This window comes from Sphingopyxis sp. PAMC25046 (assembly GCF_004795895.1).
GTDB lineage: Bacteria > Pseudomonadota > Alphaproteobacteria > Sphingomonadales > Sphingomonadaceae > Sphingopyxis.
In genome coordinates this window covers 1,282,925-1,297,865 of sequence record NZ_CP039250.1, presented here as the reverse complement: position 1 = coordinate 1,297,865, position 14,941 = coordinate 1,282,925, and the positions used below count along the sequence as shown (strand labels likewise).

The window sequence follows — 14,941 nt, the reverse complement described above, 5'->3', positions numbered from 1 at the left end:
CCCTCTCCATCCAGCGCCACCCACCGGCGCCCGTTTTTTACGTCTGTCCCCACCTGACCTTCTGGGACACAAGCTCAGGGCTTCTCTGTGCGAGATAGGAGGCGGAGCCCGCCACGAGACGCGCCATAGCCTGCCGCGCTCCTTCGGCATCGCCCTTGCGCACAGCTTCAAGGACGCGGCGCAAGAAACGCAACTGGACCGCACGCTCTTGCGCCGAATACCCCAGCGAGAGCGAGAATTCGCGGGTAAGCATATGCAACGCGGAAGTCAGAAGGCCGAAAAGCGGATTGCCGCTGGCCCAGCCGAGCATATCGTGAAAACGGCGATTCAGTTCCTCGAACTGGCTGCTCGCTTCGTTTCGCTCCAGCTCTTTGAGGCAATCGGCAAGTGCGCTCAGATCACCCGTGGTCGCGCGCTGGGCGGCATAGGCTGCAACATCCGCCGCAATCGCTTCGCGCAATTCGAGCAAGCCCCTCAAGTCCGCCTCCATGAAATGCAGGATCAGCGAGAGGCTGTTTGCGAAATCGCCAGTCTGCGGGCGAGCGACCACCGGCCCGCCACCGCGACCTAGTTGAAGATGGATAACGCCTTGGAGTTCAAGGAAGCGAAGCGCTTCGCGCAAGGTCGCTCGGGCGACATCGTATCGCGCAAGCATTTCGTCCTCGCGCGCCAACCTGTCGCCCGCAACATGCGCCCCGGCTTCGATATCGCGTACGATGTCCTGCGCAAGCGTGAGCGCACGCTTGGCCTTCCTCGAATCATCGACCTTCGGTTGCATCACTGGGAATCGCTCCTCTGATAAAACCTTATAAGAGTTTATCGGATGGCATGTCCAGCATCAGTCTATGAAGTTTGCAGTGCGGTCAAATGTCGCAACAATCCTTATAAGCTTTATTGACCACACCCTGCGAAACATCTACCTGTTTGATAGCAAGGTGAGTCTGCTTGCCTGGGATGGAGGACGAGACATGAGCATCGACACGATGGAGCTGGATACTGCCGGAAAAGTTGCAGCCATTCCGATCGACGAAATTGATGTCGCACGGCCGAGTCTTTTTCAGCAGGACACGATCGGCCTGTATTTCGACCGGCTGCGCAAAGAGGAGCCGGTCCACTATTGCCGCGAAAGCTATGTTGGGCCTTACTGGTCGATCACCAAGTTCGACGATATCATGGCTGTCGACACCAACCACAAAGTCTTTTCGTCGGAGGCAAAGCTCGGCGGTATCGCCATTCAGGACATGCATTCGGTGGAAGGCGCGCTCGAACTTGAAATGTTCATCGCTATGGATCCTCCAAAGCACGACCAGCAACGCAAGGCCGTCACCCCCGCTGTAGCGCCGTCCAACTTGCTGTTGCTCGAACCGACAATCCGCGAACGAGCGTGTCAGATTCTCGATGATCTGCCGATAGGCGAGGAATTTGATTGGGTTGACAAGGTCTCAGTTGAATTGACCACGATGACCCTTGCTACCCTATTCGATTTCCCGTGGGAGGAACGCCGCAAGCTCACGCGCTGGTCCGACGTCACAACGGCCGCCCCTGAAACCGGCATCGTCGAATCGTACGAAGCGAGGCGTGAAGAACTCATCGAGTGCGCGATGTATTTCAAAGGACTGTGGGAGCAGCGCATCAACGAAGAACCGAAGAACGATCTGATTTCCATAATGGCGCATTCCCCGGCGACACGGGATATGCCCTTCCTCGAATTTCTGGGTAACCTGCTGCTGCTGATCGTGGGCGGCAACGACACCACGCGCAATTCGATAAGCGGCGGTGTGCTGGCGCTCAATCAGAACCCCGATGAATATCGCAAACTGAATGACGACCCTTCGTTGATCGCCAGCATGGTGCCGGAAATCATCCGCTGGCAGACGCCGCTGACTCACATGCGCCGCACTGCGCTGCAGGACTGGGAGATTGGCGGCAAGCAGATCAAGAAGGGCGACAAGGTCGTGATGTGGTACCTGTCGGGCAACCGCGACGAAACGGTCATCGACCGGGCTGACCGGTTCATCATCGACCGCAAGAATCCGCGCCATCACCTGTCATTCGGTTATGGCATCCATCGATGCATGGGTAACAGGCTGGCAGAACTGCAGTTGCGGATCATCTGGGAAGAAATTCACAAGCGGTTCGCCAAGGTCGAAGTGACCGGCGAGCCCGAGCGCCTTTTCTCAAACCTTGTGCGCGGGATCACCAATCTGCCGGTGCGGCTGCACGCGCGCTGATTTGCTGAAGCAGAAATACGGAGTGTATGATGGTCAAAGTGACGTTCGTATCCAGCGATGGAACGCGGCGGGAAGTCGAAATTGCCGAGGGCGAAACCGCACGCGAGGCGGCGCTCTTCAATGATGTACCGGGCATCGACGGCGATTGCGGCGGTGTCTGCGCCTGTGCGACCTGCCATGTCCATGTCGATCCGGCCTGGATCGACAGGGTTGGTCGCCTGGTCGAAGGGGCAGCGGAGGCAGAGCTTCTGCAATTTGCCGAAGGTGCCAACGAATACAGTCGCCTCGCCTGCCAGATACCCATGGTGGAAGGAGTGGAAGGTTTGATTTTGCACGTTCCCGAGCAGCAATACTGACCAGACAGAGCGCAGCCCTGTCGTGCGCGTGCGGCGTCGCAAATTCAGTTTTGAACGGAGGTTTCAGTGCCAACTCAGCTAGAACCTGATGTCTAGACGAGCGAAGACGCATTTCGCACCGAAATGCGGCAATTCCTCGCCGCCCATTTCCCTGACGAATTAAGGGGCGCGGGCAATATGCTGGCCGGGCCCATTGGCAGCTTCGGCTTGTGGATCATCCTGGCCGACGCGCATCCGGAAGCTTCGAGGGACAGCTCCAGCGTGTCGGTGACATCCCCGGCCCGCATGGTGGTACACAGCTTCCAAAGGATGACATAACGGGAGAAGTCGTCGAGCACGGTCGACAGGTACACCAAGCCCCAGCCGATGATCTTGAAGTAGGTGAAGTCGGTCTGCCACATCTCGTTCGACCGCGTCGTCTTGGTGTGGAACCCGTCGGCGGCCTTGATCACGATGAAGGCCGGACTGGCGATCAGGTCATGGGCTTTCAACATACGGTAAACCGTGGCTTCCGACACGAAGTAGCGCTTCTCGTCGGTGAAGCGCACCGCGAGCTCGCGGGGTGACAGGTCGGTTGTATCCAACGCCATGTCGATGATCTGCTGCTGGATATCATCGCAGATGCGGTTCCACACCCGCCTCGGGGCCGATGGCCGATCCTCCAGCGCCTCCGGCCCGCGCTCGAGGTAGCGGTCGTACCAGCGTTAGAAGGTCCGGCGCGGGATGCCCAACTGCTCCAGCGTGCGCTTGGCCGGCAGGTGCGACTGCTCGACGATCCGAATGATCTCCAGCTTCTCGGATGCGGGTTACCTCATTCGTCGTCGGCCCTATCCGCGATCATGCTTTTTTTGAGCAACCGGTTTTCCAGCGTCAGATTGGCCACGCATTCCTTAAGGGCACGGGCTTCGCGGCGCAGGTCGTGCACCTCGCCGGTGGTCGCGGCACGGGCGGTGTCGCCCGCCAAGCGCCGCTTGCCCGCCTCCATGAACTCCTTCGACCACGTGTAATACAAGCTCTGGGCGATGACATCCTTGCAGCACAGCTCGGCGATGCTGTCCTCGCCGCGCAGGCCTTCCAGCACGATCCTGATTTTGTCCTCTGCAGAGAAGTGCCGGCGCGTCGCACGCCGTATGTCCTTCACCAGCCGCTCAGCAGGGGCCTTCGGCGCCGATTTTTTCAAGGAGGATTGGGCTTCATCCTCGTTCCTTAGTCACTACGACGAAGCCCAAATCCTCCTTAAATCACAACCTCAAATCTGTGCCATTGGTGCTGACGGCGGACAGCACCGGCAATCCGCCCTCACATGAAGCGCTCGGGTTGAGCCATGTCGGTCTCCACGCAGAGGTTCGTTTCTTGGTAGACAACTCGTTGCACGAAATAGCTCGTCGGTCAATTGGCGCTGGCACGCGAAGCCAAGAGCGGCCCGCCTCGCGGGAGGGCGCTCACCGCCGAACGATTGCCGGCTCGATCGGACTATTCTGCAACACGGCGGGAGGCAGGTAGGGCTCCGTGCCGCGATATTCGCAATTAGTTAGCCGTCAGTGCTGGCAACCTGATGCAGCGGGGGCAGAACGGCCGCGGCGCGCCGCCTCAGACGCGAGCGGTGCCAGTTGGGGATATCGGCTTGCTGACGATGAATGGCGTCGGCCATTTCAAATCTTCCACGGCTCCTATCGAGGAGGCATGTCTTCCGATCCGCTTTCGAGATTGCCGGACATTTTCGTCAGCAATGAGCGCATCGCGCGTATCTCAGTTGGGGAAATCATATGGAGCAGTCGCGCGTAGATCATGTCGGCTTCGGCGCGCAGCTGAGGCAGGATTTCGATCGCTCGGGGCAAAAGATGAAGTTCCCAGACGCGCCGGTCGCCCTTGGCAGCGCGCCGTTCCGCGAGCACCATTCTTTCCAGCTGGTCGACAACATGGCCAACGCTGGCACGCTCCAGTTCGAGGCATTTGGAGAGGTCGGTTTGGGTCATGCCCGGGGTCCGATAGATATAGACGAGCGCGCGCCACTGGGTTCGCGTCAATCCGAAGCGCGCCGTTGAGGCATCAAACTTCCGACGCAGTTTGCGGGGCACTTCCTCGATGAGAAAGACAAACTCGTCTGAGGCCGTCAGAAGACTTTTCGCGGGAGAGATGCCGCTTGTATTGCGAGGTTCAACCATCGTCATGGACTGTAGAGCCAACATCATATTCTGAAAACCCTTTACTGTAAGATATGATATAGTATGATCGTGGAATGATTGATCAGTCGATCACGCTTGCCGGGAAAGCGGGCCATGAAATCGCAGCGTCGGTTGATGGCCCGGAACTCGGATTACCGGTAATCCTCGCGCACGGCGGCGGACAGACCCGAAGGGCATGGAGGGCGGTAGCCCACCGGCTCGCGAGCCATGGTTTCCGGACCATCGCAGTCGATATGCGCGGGCACGGCGAGAGTGCATGGGCCAGCGACGGAGCCTATGATATCTCCGATTTTGCGGCCGATCTCGTCGAGATCGCTGCGGCGACGGCGAGCAAACCGGCGCTGATTGGCGCGTCTCTTGGTGGCCTGGCCGGGATCATCGCCGAGGGAAAATGCGCACCGGGAAGTTTCGGATCGCTGACGCTGGTCGACGTCACACCTCAGATGGAACCGAGCGGCGTCGCCCGCGTGGTCGGTTTCATGGCGGCGCATGCGCGCGATGGTTTTGCGTCGGTGGAAGAGGCCGCACAGGTCATTGCCGACTATCTGCCCCATCGCCCCAGCCGGAAGGCTTCGGCCGGGCTAGCACACTATCTGCGCCGCAAGGACGATGAACGCTTCTATTGGCACTGGGACCCCGCCTTCATCGAAAGAGTGACGCAGCAGGGCGGCGGCGTTTCCAGCGACCATGGCCGCACCGAGCTCAGCGCGGCCGCTGCCTGCTTGACCTTGCCGGTGCATCTGATCCGCGGCGGGTCAAGCGATCTCGTCTCGCTGGAAGCCGTCAAGCATTTCCAGGGCCTTGTCCCTCATATGGCGTATAGCGACATTGCGAATGCGACTCATATGGTGGTGGGGGACGAGAACGACGCTTTCGGGCAATCGATCCTAGAGTTTTTGCTCGGCATCCATGAAGCGGAAATGAAATCATGAATGCCCCCGCCGTCCCGGGGCTTGAGGAATTACGTGACCTATTGGCGCTGGCCCCTTTTCACCGCTGGCTCGGGCTCAGCATCGCTGAGGTCGGCGCCAACGAGTTGGTGATCTCCATGCCTTGGCGAGACGAAATCATCTCAAATCCGACGGTCGGCGCGGCGCATGGTGGCATCGTATCGGCTTTGATCGATCTGACCGGCCTCTATACGATCATCGCGATGGGGGGTGCTGCGCGGGCGACGGCGGACCTCCATGTGGATTTTCACCGACCGGCCAAGCTGGGGCCGCTTCGCGCGATCGGCAGCCCGGTGAAATTAGGGCGGCAGATAAGCGTCGCGGCTACCCGGATCCTAGCCGCAGACGGAACCTTGGTGGCGAGTGGTAGAGGGGCCTACGTCGCCTGATAACCGCCCGAGGCGAGCCAATCTGCGCGGCCAGATGCATGCCCAGCAGCTTTCGGAGCCGAGGCAGTGGCGGCAGCGACACGCTTTTTGGCGACGTGTCCCTAGGCCGAACCCACGACCGGACGGCCGCGCATCGGCCATTCAGTCAAATCGGCTCCCTGCCGGTCACACGCGGGTTTGGCCGCTCGCCTTTGAGCCGTCGACTTTGCCTAGTCCGACAGGCCAGCCACGCAGCGCATGGAGATCAAGTTCTCCTGTGCTGCGTGACTAGACTGCTGGGTCAGGTCAGGGCGCCGGGGTGCGATTCGCGATCGCATCCTCGATCAGATCCTGCATGACCTGTTCGAGCTCGACGCCTTTCCGGTCGCCTCCGCTCGATATTTCGGTGGCGATCAAAGCGTAATAGCCGGTCTCGCGATCGATCCAGCCGGTCCAACCATAGGCACCCGGTGAGGAATTGATCTTGGACGTCGCGCAGGCCGAAGGCGTGTCGCATTCGACAAAGGAGCCGAGCGCATATTCCCAATTGCCCGCGCTCGCCGGCACGAAAACGCGCGGCAAGCCTGCGGTACGTTGCTGGGTGAAGCTTGTCATATCGGTAATAAAGCTGCCGCCAAGGAAGGCACGCAGAAGTTTCGCATAGTCGCGCGGCGTCGAATAGGCGCCGCCCGCGACCCACGGGTTGGTGGGAGCGCTTCCCGCAGGGTCATACCAGGTCGTGCTCGTCATCCCGAGCGGGGTCGTCACATGCTGCGCGAACAGTTCGTGAAAATTGCGCTGGCGTGCCGGTGACGTGCCGGGCGCGATGCTTATATCCTTTGCCTCCAGATAGGCAGCGGCGACCTGAAGGCCGTGCGGTCCATAGCTATATTGCGCGCCGGGCGCGTTGCCCGGGCGCAAAATATCATAGCGCAAATCGTGGATGCTCTTCGCGCAATTGTAGAGCGTCATGGCCGGAAGCAGCTGACAGCCGCCAACGAGCGGGCTCGCATTGAAGCCCGACGTCATCGACAGCGCATGCTTGAGTTGGACATCCTTCTTCGTTCCGATCGTGGTCCAGAAGGCAAGCGGCGGCCGCATCGGATCGTCGAGCGTCGCGATGCCAGCCTGCACCATGCGCATCCCCAGCGCGCCGGCGAACCATTTGGAGGCCGACGCAAGCGGGGTCACCCGATCGATACCAAAGCTGCCCTTCTCGTAAGCGAAGAGATAGTCGGGATCCGAAGCATTCCCGACGATGAAATAGCCGTTATCGACCTCGGTATCAGCGTCGATTGCCGACTGTAACGCGGTCCAGTCATAGGTATAACCGCCGACGGTGGCCGAAAGGCTGGCGGCCGCGGGCGCCGATGCCGCCGACGTCGACGCTTTAGCAGCGGGCGCCGCAGGCGGAAGCTGCACCATGGGACGCGCCTCGCCGCCGCCGTTGCCCCCGAACCCGCCCTGCGCCGCAAAGGCCGCAGCCCCAGCCATCGCCGCACCAGCGGCAAGCCACATCCATTTCGTTCTTCCAGCCATTTTCTCTCTCCCAGCTTCGTTGCACATCGTCGAAACGGAGGGCCTAGCGCGGCCGGACGGGCTAGGGCCTGGGCTGGCCGTTCCCGAAGTGAACATTGAGCAGATGGTCGAGCTGCGCCTTGCGAAAGCCGGCGACGACGCCAGACTCGGGCGCAAATTTTGCGAGACGGTCGCTTGCCGCATCGTAACGCGGCCAGTCGCGAACGAGTGCGCAGCCAGGAACGCCCGTCTTGGCGAAGCCAACCCAGCAGGCGGCGATGCCTTCGCCGAAGCGGCGATCCTCGTCACCGACGGCGCCGGCGACCGACGCGAAATAGTCGAGCGTCCCGAACAGATAGGGGATTTCAGACCCGTGCGCGGCGCCCTTGGCGCGGTCGCGCCGCGCCGCTGCGACATAGTCGAAATGATAGAGATACGAAGGCGCCCCTCCCGCCGTCCGGGCCGCGAGCCAGCGCGCCGGGGCGACGAACCAGGCGTCGCCCAACACCTGGCGCGCCAGTTCATCATCGGCCAGCCCCATGCCATAGGCGGCCCGGCCCGCCGCCTGGTCGCGCCCTAGATAGGCGAGCGCGGCGGATGGCGGCACGCCCATGGCAAGGATGACGCTCGCCTCGTTGCTGTTCGCGCCGACGAGGAGCGGAACGTCGATCGGCTCGCTACGCGCAAAGACGCGCCAAGGCGCTTCGCGTACCAGGTCGCCGTCGAGGATGGGGCCGGTCATCGCGCCCGGCGTCCGGACCTCGCCAGCGGCAACGAGCGCGGCGGCGGGCAGCGCGCGAAGCGCGTCGAGCGATGCTGAAGGCGGCGCACCTGCGCGCGCTGCCAACGCCGCGCCTAGCGCTTCTTGCTCGCCAAGCGGGCGCGGATCGAGGAGACCAACGCCCGACTGAACGATCGCCTTGGCGAACAGGCCTTTGGCTTCGGGCTGGGCAAGGATCGTCGTCACTCCGATCGCCCCGGCGGATTCGCCGAACAAGGTGATCTGGCGCGGATCGCCACCAAATGCGGCGATATTTTTCTTCACCCACCGCAGGGCGGCCAATTGGTCCATCAGGCCGTAATTGGCGAGCGCCTCGCCGCGCGGCTTGGCCGCGCTGAGCGCGGGATGGGCGAAATAACCGAGCGCGCCCAACCGATAGTTGATCGTCACCAAAACCACACCTTGCCGCGCGAAGGCGGTGCCGTCGAAAACCGGGAAGGTGCCCGAACCGACCACATGGGCGCCGCCATGGATCCAGACCATCACTGGCAGCTTTCGCGCCCCCGCCGGGCGCCAGATGTTCAGCTGGAGGCAATCCTCAGACTGATGCTCGGCTACCCCGCCCGCGACAAGTGCGGGGCGCACCGTCTGCGGACAAGCCGGGCCGAGTTTTGCGGCATCGCGGACGCCCCGCCAGCGCGGCGGTGCCTGCGGCGCCCGCCAGCGAAGAGCGCCGACCGGTGCGGCGGCGAAAGGAATATCAAGGAAGCGCTCGACGTCCCCCGTGCGCGCGCCCGCAAGGCGCCCCTGCGCGATTGTCGCCGCGGGGGCCGTCTCCGCCGCCGCGACAGACACCGATCCGGTCAGCATCGCGGCACCGAACAGTGCTGCCATCACCAAATGCCGCATTGCGCCCTCCTACCCTTCCCGACCAGCGGCTGGAGGCCGCGGACGGGAGCGCGACCTAGAAAGAAATGCGTCCTTCGACGCCGACGACGCGAGGCTGGCTGTACCGGTTGATCGTCGGCGCCTGCGCGACGAAATAAACCTTGTCGAAGACGTTGTTCGCGAACGCGCTGACGCTGATCTTGCCGAAGTCGACGCCGACCCGAAGATTGACGAGGACATAATCATCGAGGTCGACCGAGGTCGCTGTCAGCTCCTGTTTGCCGCCCCATTGACCACTGATCAGGACATTGCTGGTCAGCGCGACATCCTTGGTGACCGGGTAGCGCAGATTGAGGTTGGCCGAGGCGAGCCAGTCGGGAACCTGCGCAAGGTCCAGCCCGTCATAGCGGCCGCTCTTGACCTTGCCCTCTTGCCGCGAGCCACTCAAGGCGAGGCGGCCATTGCCTTCGCCGAGATCGAAGCCCTGGCTATATTCGGCCTCGATACCCCAGCTTTTCGCATCGCCTGCGTTGGTTAGATAGGCGACCGCGGCGATCGGGCACGCCGGATTGGTGAGCGCGCAGCCATCGTCGACCTGCGCGATCAGGTCTTCAAGCTCGGTGTAATAGCCCGCGATTGCGAAATAGCCGCGGCGGATCGGACTGCCCTTGATGCCGACTTCGTAAGACGTGCTGTTTTCGTTGCCGAACAGCACCTGCACAGGACTCGGCGCGCGCGGATCGGAGAGGCGCGTGTTGAACCCGCCGGCCCGATAGCTGCTGCCGACCTTGCCATAGGCGAGGATGTTCGACGTGAGCTTGTACGAGAGGGTCGCATTGTAGGAGAGATTGTCGGCGTTGATGCTGTCGTCGATGATCCGCGATGGCCCGCCGGTGGGCAGGCCAGTCCCCAAATCGTAAAGCCGCGCCGAGATGCTCCGGCTGTCGCGGGTATAGCGCAGTTCGCCGGTCAGGTTGAGGCTGTCGGTGATGTCGAAACCGAGCGAGCCATAGGCCGCATAGCTTTCGAAATGCAGCCGCGCGGGCGCGATATTGCCCGGCGACGGATTGGCGAGCGTCGGCGTGCGCGTCGTCGCCACCGAGAAATCGCTGTCGAGCAACAGCATTTCGGCGCCGACCAGCCATGTGAAGCGATCGCTCGCCCCGCTGACATGAATATCCTGCGAAAAATTGTCGGTCGTGTCGACGACGTAGGACGCGGTGCTGGCATCGAGCGGCGTGAGAGCGCCGATCTGCCCCGCGGCGCGCGCACGCGCCAGCTCGGCGGGGCTGATCGCGTCATTGTCGAGATCATATTCGGACGTGCGCTTGCGAAAGGAGGTTGTCGACGTCAGGTCGGCACCGCCCAGATCCACGCGGACGAGCGCCTGAAGGCCGTCCACGTCCTGGCTGGCGCGCGGCGCGGTGTTCCAGGGGTAGCGAAAGCGATCCTGCGTATAACCGCCGGGAAAGCCTGGCGTGCCCGCGGGAATGGATATCTGGTAATGGATCGTCGGCGTGGTCAGCCGCTGGGTCTCGGCCGTGATGATCGCGTCGACCGGCCCGCGCTTCAGCCGGATCTGGCCGCGCAGTCCGTGGCCCTTCTGCTGGTCGAAATAGACGTCGTTGTCGGGATTGTAGAAGAAGCCCTTGTCCTGCTCGACGAGATCGCCGCTGATGCGGATCGCCAGGCCATCGGCGAGCGGGACATTGATCGCGCCCTGCGTCTGGAAGCTGTTGTTCTCGAAGCCATAGCGCGCGCTCGCCCAGCCCGAGAGATCGAATTCGGGCTCGGCCGAGATGATATTGATCGCGCCGCCGACCGCGTTGCGGCCGTACAGCGCGCCCTGCGTCCCGCGCAGAACCTCGACGCGGCCGATGTCAAGCAGGTCGAGCCGCGTGAAGTTGCGACCGCCCACCGGACCGCCGGCGATATAGGCACCGTTGCGATAGAGCCCGACGCTCGGGTCGCCATTGGTGGCACGCGCGGTCGACGAAGCGCGGATCGAGATCTCCGACGTGACGGACGAGTTCAGATTGTTGAAGCGAACGCTTGGCTGATCGGCGAGGAGTTCGCCGCTGCCCGTGGCGCCGCCGCGATCGGTGAGCGACGTGATATCGATGACCGACGCCGCGGTCGGCACATCGGCCAGCCGCTCTTCGCGGCGGCGCGCCGTTACGACTATGGCGCCGTCATCATCCGCTTCAGCCGCGTCCGGAAGAGCTTCGGACGGTGCGTCTTGAGCGAAAGCAGGCGGAGCGACGGCTACCCAAATCGCGGCCGTGCAGAAAAGAAGGTTCGCTCTGCGTCCCATGGTCACTCTCCCCATCTTGTTATCGCAATTATTATCGATAATTTTGTGCAAAACCGTCGGCAAGTCAAGCCGGAAAGCGCAATGTCTTTGCAGGTGGTTCGCTGGTCTAAGAGACGACGGCGCTCAGCAGGTCGCGGACGCCCCGCGCCGTAGCGGCAAGGGGGTCAGGTGTGACCGTCGATAAATCGTCGGTCACAGCGTGGTGATGACGGTGTGCGCCAAAGATGCCGGCATGACGCACGTAGCCGGCCTTTATCACTTCCGAGAGTTCGCCCGCTGTGCCTTCCGCCGAAGGATAGGCCATTTCCAACCCCGGCTGGCCTTTGAATATCTCGCGCGCACACGTCACGAATTCGGGCGATGTCATGAGAAAACGATAGGGATCGGCGCTTGGCAGCGGCAGCAAGCGCCCCGGCATTTCCTGATAGTCACGTGCTGCCGCATTGGCGCCGAGATGAAACCAGAAAGCGGTCTCGCCGGGGGCTGGACCCACCTTGTCGGCGATATGGCTCGCACCGAGATTCTCATATTCATGCCCGCTGTTGCACAGGAAGAGCAGGCTGTGTTGCGGAAACGCTCGGGGCATCCAGTCGGCAAGCGCGAGCCACATCGCGATACCCGGCCCCCGCTCGCCGGCGCAATCGGTCCAGCCTGAACGCGGCGTAGAGACGACGAGCCAAGGGCGACCGGAGCGAACGCGTCGCCCGATTATATTCTGCGCTGCCCGAATCCCACCGCGCCCGCGAAGCGCTAATTTCGCCGCGGCACCGTGGCGCGCGGCTTCAATCACCGGGGCGGCGAGTCGCGGCGCGAGCAAGGCAAGTGGCTTGTCCGATACAGGATGACCGGCCGGGACATTGAGGAGCAAGGCCTCGCCCGTCGGCCCAGTCGTAATGAGAATGACCCCGTTCGCACCGCGCGCAAGCGCATCGGCGAGCGGCTCGCGCACTGCACGATCTACGAGGCTCGACCAGCGGCGGAAAGGCAGGCGCACGACGGCGATCGCGCCGTCGAGGCGTTCAGGGATTTCTGCGAGGCGCAGCGGCGCAGCGAGACCGGCCTCGCCGGTTTCGACGGCGAGCGGCTGTGCGACGAGCGGTATCGTGTGGTCGCCGAGCGTAAGTTCGCAATGCGACGCCTCGAACCAAGGCACGTCAAACGTCTGGCGATCCACTTCGAATCCGGCACTGAACAGCCGCTTCGCTGTCCAGTCGGCGGTCCAGCGATCGCCCGCGCCGCCCGACTGCTTGTTGCCGGCCTCGGCATAGCTTTGGACGTCGGCGAAGAGGCGTCCGGGGCCGAACATGGTCAAATCCAGGGATACAGCGGCAGCGGAGTCAACCTGCAATGCGATCGGCGCCGCGAGGCCCGCCTTAAGCAAGGTGCGGCGGTCGGTCGGGAGACGGCTCATGTCACTTTTGCGCGGCGGCGGCTGGGCTTAGGCTTTGCGTGGCGGGCCTTATATTCCTCGAGTGCGCGCCCAAAACTATTCTGAGTAACCCCGATCAGATCGCGCGCCACCGCATCGGCGGCATCGCCATCGCGCGCGACGATATGGCGGCAAAGCGCGTCGTAGAGGATGGCCGATCGCTTCGCCGCCTCGTTGCCATGCGTCTCGATATAGCTGTCAGTATAGACATTGTGCTGCCAGCGCGCGAGCAGCGCGACCCGATCGAGGAGCTCGAGCGCGAGCGGCGCATTGCTGCGTTTGGCGATAAAGCGACCGATGCGGTTCGAGACCTTGATATGCTCGAACGTATTGTCGGTGCGCTGGGTGACATCCTTATATTCGACAAGCCGGTGCATCAGTTCGCGCCCGTCGCGGTCGGTCATTTCGGCGGCCGCAAGGCGACAAACGACGCCGAACAGCGATTTCCACAGTTCATAGACCTCGTTCGCAGCATGCTCGTCGATATCGATCACATAGGTGCCGCGCCACGGCACGACCTTGACAAGCCCGATCCGCGCGAGATGCCGGAACGCCTCGCGCACCGGCGCATGGCTCACTCCGAAGCGCGCGGCGATTTCGCGCTCGCGCAGCCACGATCCGGGCGGAATCCGCCATTCGACGATGTCGTCGGTCAAAAGGCGCGCGATCACGCGGTCCTGCGTCGGCGCGCTGTCGTCGTCGGTCTTCGTCGCGGCCATGTCTCTCCGTTCGGCTTTCCCTGCTCGCGGCGCCATCCTAATCGGGCAGCGCACACGAGCAATCGATGATTGCGAATGAATTTATTATCGATAATATGGAGAATGACAAGCATCGGAAAATCGGAGTCGGATCTTGAAGCGCACCATCCTCTTTTTCGCGGCCGCGGTTGCGGCACAGCCAGCCGCGGCAGGCGAACCCGCCCCTCTTCCCGGCTGTGCCGAAGCGATCGCCTATTCTGAGGCTAATTCCGGCGTTGCGCTGCTGATACTTGAAGATGGCAAAGTGCGCTGCCGATCGGCAGACATCGCGACGCCGCAGGAACTCTGGTCGGGCACCAAGAGCCTTGTCGGGCTGATGGCGGCGGCGGGCGCACAGGATGGACTTCTAACCCTCGACGAGCGGGCATCGGAGACACTCGCTGAATGGAGGGGCGACCCCAAAAAGGAACAGATCACGCTTCGGCAATTGCTGTCGATGACGGGCGGCCAGGCATCGACCGTCGGCAGGGCCCAAGGGTATCTGGACTCGGTGAAGGCACCGCTCACGGCGGCGCCGGGCAGCAAATTCCAATATGGTCCCGCCCCGATGCAAATCTTTGGAGAGATCATGCGGCGCAAGCTCGTTGCCAAGGGCCAAGACGGCAACGCTCGCCATTATGTGGAGCGGCGCATTCTCACTCCGCTTGGGGTTACCATAGGCAGTTGGCGCAGCGGCCCCGATGGCGCACCGCTCATGCCGCAGGGCCTCGTGCTGGCAGCGTCCGAGTGGGCGAAGATCGGCGAGTTCGTCCGCGGCGGTGGGAAGCTCGACGGCAAGCCGCTTGTCGATGAACTGGCGTTCGCCGAGCTGTTCAAGGGTAGCCAGGCCAATCCGGCCTACGGTCTCACCTGGTGGTTGCCCCGTAGCACGCCGGCTGTCGATATTGTTACCCGGTCCACCGATATCACCAGTCATGCCAACGAACTCCCGGCGGATATGGTCGTCGCCGCCGGCGCGGGCGATCAACGCCTCTATATCATTCCGTCGCTTCGGCTTACAATCGTTAGGCAGGCGAAACTCGATCTGGCGGCTTTGGCGGCGGGGGAAAAAGGCGATTGGTCCGATTGGCGGTTCCTGTCACTGTTGCTGAAAGCGGCGAGTGACTAATTTGAAACGCGGCCGAAAACATGTCGGGGCCGATCGAACCTAGGCCGTGCCGCTGCAATATGATCATTGAGAATTGCTGGCCGAATGGAAACGCGGCACGTGGAGTTTGCCGCT

At 62.5% G+C, this 14,941-nt stretch carries 12 protein-coding genes and 1 pseudogene; 5 read left to right on the top strand and 8 right to left on the bottom strand.

What is annotated here, in order from left to right:
- Nucleotides 1-37: 37 nt before the first annotated feature.
- A complete protein-coding gene (locus E5675_RS06070) occupies nucleotides 38-778 on the bottom strand; it encodes an FCD domain-containing protein (RefSeq protein WP_039575369.1) in 741 nt (246 codons plus the stop codon).
- Nucleotides 779-968: 190 nt separating this feature from the next.
- Between E5675_RS06070 and E5675_RS06065 the strand changes: the two genes are divergently transcribed.
- Entirely contained in the window at nucleotides 969-2,231 is a 1,263-nt protein-coding gene (locus E5675_RS06065) for a cytochrome P450 (RefSeq protein WP_039575372.1), read from the top strand.
- A 26-nt stretch (nucleotides 2,232-2,257) separates the two neighbouring features.
- A complete protein-coding gene (locus tag E5675_RS06060; RefSeq protein WP_228383639.1) occupies nucleotides 2,258-2,587 on the top strand; it encodes a 2Fe-2S iron-sulfur cluster-binding protein in 330 nt (109 codons plus the stop codon).
- Nucleotides 2,588-2,784: 197 nt separating this feature from the next.
- Here the strand turns inward: E5675_RS06060 and E5675_RS06055 are convergent.
- A pseudogene (locus tag E5675_RS06055) lies at nucleotides 2,785-3,767 on the bottom strand (helix-turn-helix domain-containing protein); the annotation flags it as partial.
- A 490-nt stretch (nucleotides 3,768-4,257) separates the two neighbouring features.
- Nucleotides 4,258-4,758, bottom strand: a complete 501-nt coding sequence (locus tag E5675_RS06050) for a MarR family transcriptional regulator (protein ID WP_223181259.1) — start codon at nucleotides 4,756-4,758, stop codon at nucleotides 4,258-4,260.
- A gap of 68 nt (nucleotides 4,759-4,826) precedes the next feature.
- Here E5675_RS06050 and E5675_RS06045 point away from each other — a divergent pair, with 68 nt between their 5' ends.
- Nucleotides 4,827-5,705, top strand: a complete 879-nt coding sequence (locus tag E5675_RS06045) for an alpha/beta hydrolase (RefSeq protein WP_039575377.1) — start codon at nucleotides 4,827-4,829, stop codon at nucleotides 5,703-5,705.
- Nucleotides 5,702-6,112, top strand: coding sequence for a hotdog fold thioesterase (locus E5675_RS06040; protein ID WP_054588691.1), 411 nt, complete (start codon nucleotides 5,702-5,704; stop codon nucleotides 6,110-6,112). Before E5675_RS06045 ends, E5675_RS06040 begins: the two co-directional genes overlap by 4 nt.
- A 285-nt stretch (nucleotides 6,113-6,397) precedes the next feature.
- Here the strand turns inward: E5675_RS06040 and E5675_RS06035 are convergent, their stop codons facing one another.
- The 5 genes from E5675_RS06035 to E5675_RS21435 form a co-directional block, all read right to left on the bottom strand.
- A complete protein-coding gene (locus tag E5675_RS06035; protein ID WP_136173728.1) occupies nucleotides 6,398-7,630 on the bottom strand; it encodes a serine hydrolase domain-containing protein in 1,233 nt (410 codons plus the stop codon).
- Nucleotides 7,631-7,691: 61 nt separating this feature from the next.
- Nucleotides 7,692-9,239 (bottom strand): carboxylesterase family protein, encoded by a 1,548-nt coding sequence (locus tag E5675_RS06030; protein ID WP_082665267.1) that lies wholly within the window; start codon nucleotides 9,237-9,239, stop codon nucleotides 7,692-7,694.
- Between the two features lie 55 nt (nucleotides 9,240-9,294).
- A complete protein-coding gene (locus E5675_RS06025) occupies nucleotides 9,295-11,532 on the bottom strand; it encodes a TonB-dependent receptor (protein WP_054588694.1) in 2,238 nt (745 codons plus the stop codon).
- A 106-nt stretch (nucleotides 11,533-11,638) separates the two neighbouring features.
- The gene (locus tag E5675_RS06020) at nucleotides 11,639-12,838 is read right to left on the bottom strand and encodes a hypothetical protein (RefSeq protein ID WP_168707803.1); all 1,200 of its coding nucleotides are present in this window, start codon (nucleotides 12,836-12,838) and stop codon (nucleotides 11,639-11,641) included.
- A gap of 101 nt (nucleotides 12,839-12,939) precedes the next feature.
- Nucleotides 12,940-13,680 (bottom strand): GntR family transcriptional regulator, encoded by a 741-nt coding sequence (locus E5675_RS21435; RefSeq protein ID WP_052208263.1) that lies wholly within the window; start codon nucleotides 13,678-13,680, stop codon nucleotides 12,940-12,942.
- Between the two features lie 133 nt (nucleotides 13,681-13,813).
- On the opposite strand from E5675_RS21435, the gene E5675_RS06010 reads away from it, so the two are divergent.
- A complete protein-coding gene (locus E5675_RS06010) occupies nucleotides 13,814-14,827 on the top strand; it encodes a serine hydrolase domain-containing protein (protein ID WP_052208266.1) in 1,014 nt (337 codons plus the stop codon).
- Nucleotides 14,828-14,941: the final 114 nt, after the last annotated feature.

What these genes read in the sequence shown, in the direction of transcription:
- E5675_RS06045 (WP_039575377.1), top strand. Translation starts at nt 4,827, where the DNA reads ATGATTGATCAGTCGATCACGCTTGCCGGGAAAGCGGGCCATGAAATC.
- E5675_RS06040 (WP_054588691.1), top strand. Translation starts at nt 5,702, where the DNA reads ATGAATGCCCCCGCCGTCCCGGGGCTTGAGGAATTACGTGACCTATTG.
- E5675_RS06025 (WP_054588694.1), bottom strand. Translation starts at nt 11,532, where the DNA reads ATGGGACGCAGAGCGAACCTTCTTTTCTGCACGGCCGCGATTTGGGTA.
- E5675_RS21435 (WP_052208263.1), bottom strand. Translation starts at nt 13,680, where the DNA reads ATGGCCGCGACGAAGACCGACGACGACAGCGCGCCGACGCAGGACCGC.
- E5675_RS06070 (WP_039575369.1), bottom strand. Translation starts at nt 778, where the DNA reads ATGCAACCGAAGGTCGATGATTCGAGGAAGGCCAAGCGTGCGCTCACG.
- E5675_RS06030 (WP_082665267.1), bottom strand. Translation starts at nt 9,239, where the DNA reads ATGCGGCATTTGGTGATGGCAGCACTGTTCGGTGCCGCGATGCTGACC.
- E5675_RS06050 (WP_223181259.1), bottom strand. Translation starts at nt 4,758, where the DNA reads ATGACGATGGTTGAACCTCGCAATACAAGCGGCATCTCTCCCGCGAAA.
- E5675_RS06035 (WP_136173728.1), bottom strand. Translation starts at nt 7,630, where the DNA reads ATGGCTGGAAGAACGAAATGGATGTGGCTTGCCGCTGGTGCGGCGATG.
- E5675_RS06020 (WP_168707803.1), bottom strand. Translation starts at nt 12,838, where the DNA reads ATGTTCGGCCCCGGACGCCTCTTCGCCGACGTCCAAAGCTATGCCGAG.
- E5675_RS06065 (WP_039575372.1), top strand. Translation starts at nt 969, where the DNA reads ATGAGCATCGACACGATGGAGCTGGATACTGCCGGAAAAGTTGCAGCC.
- E5675_RS06060 (WP_228383639.1), top strand. Translation starts at nt 2,258, where the DNA reads ATGATGGTCAAAGTGACGTTCGTATCCAGCGATGGAACGCGGCGGGAA.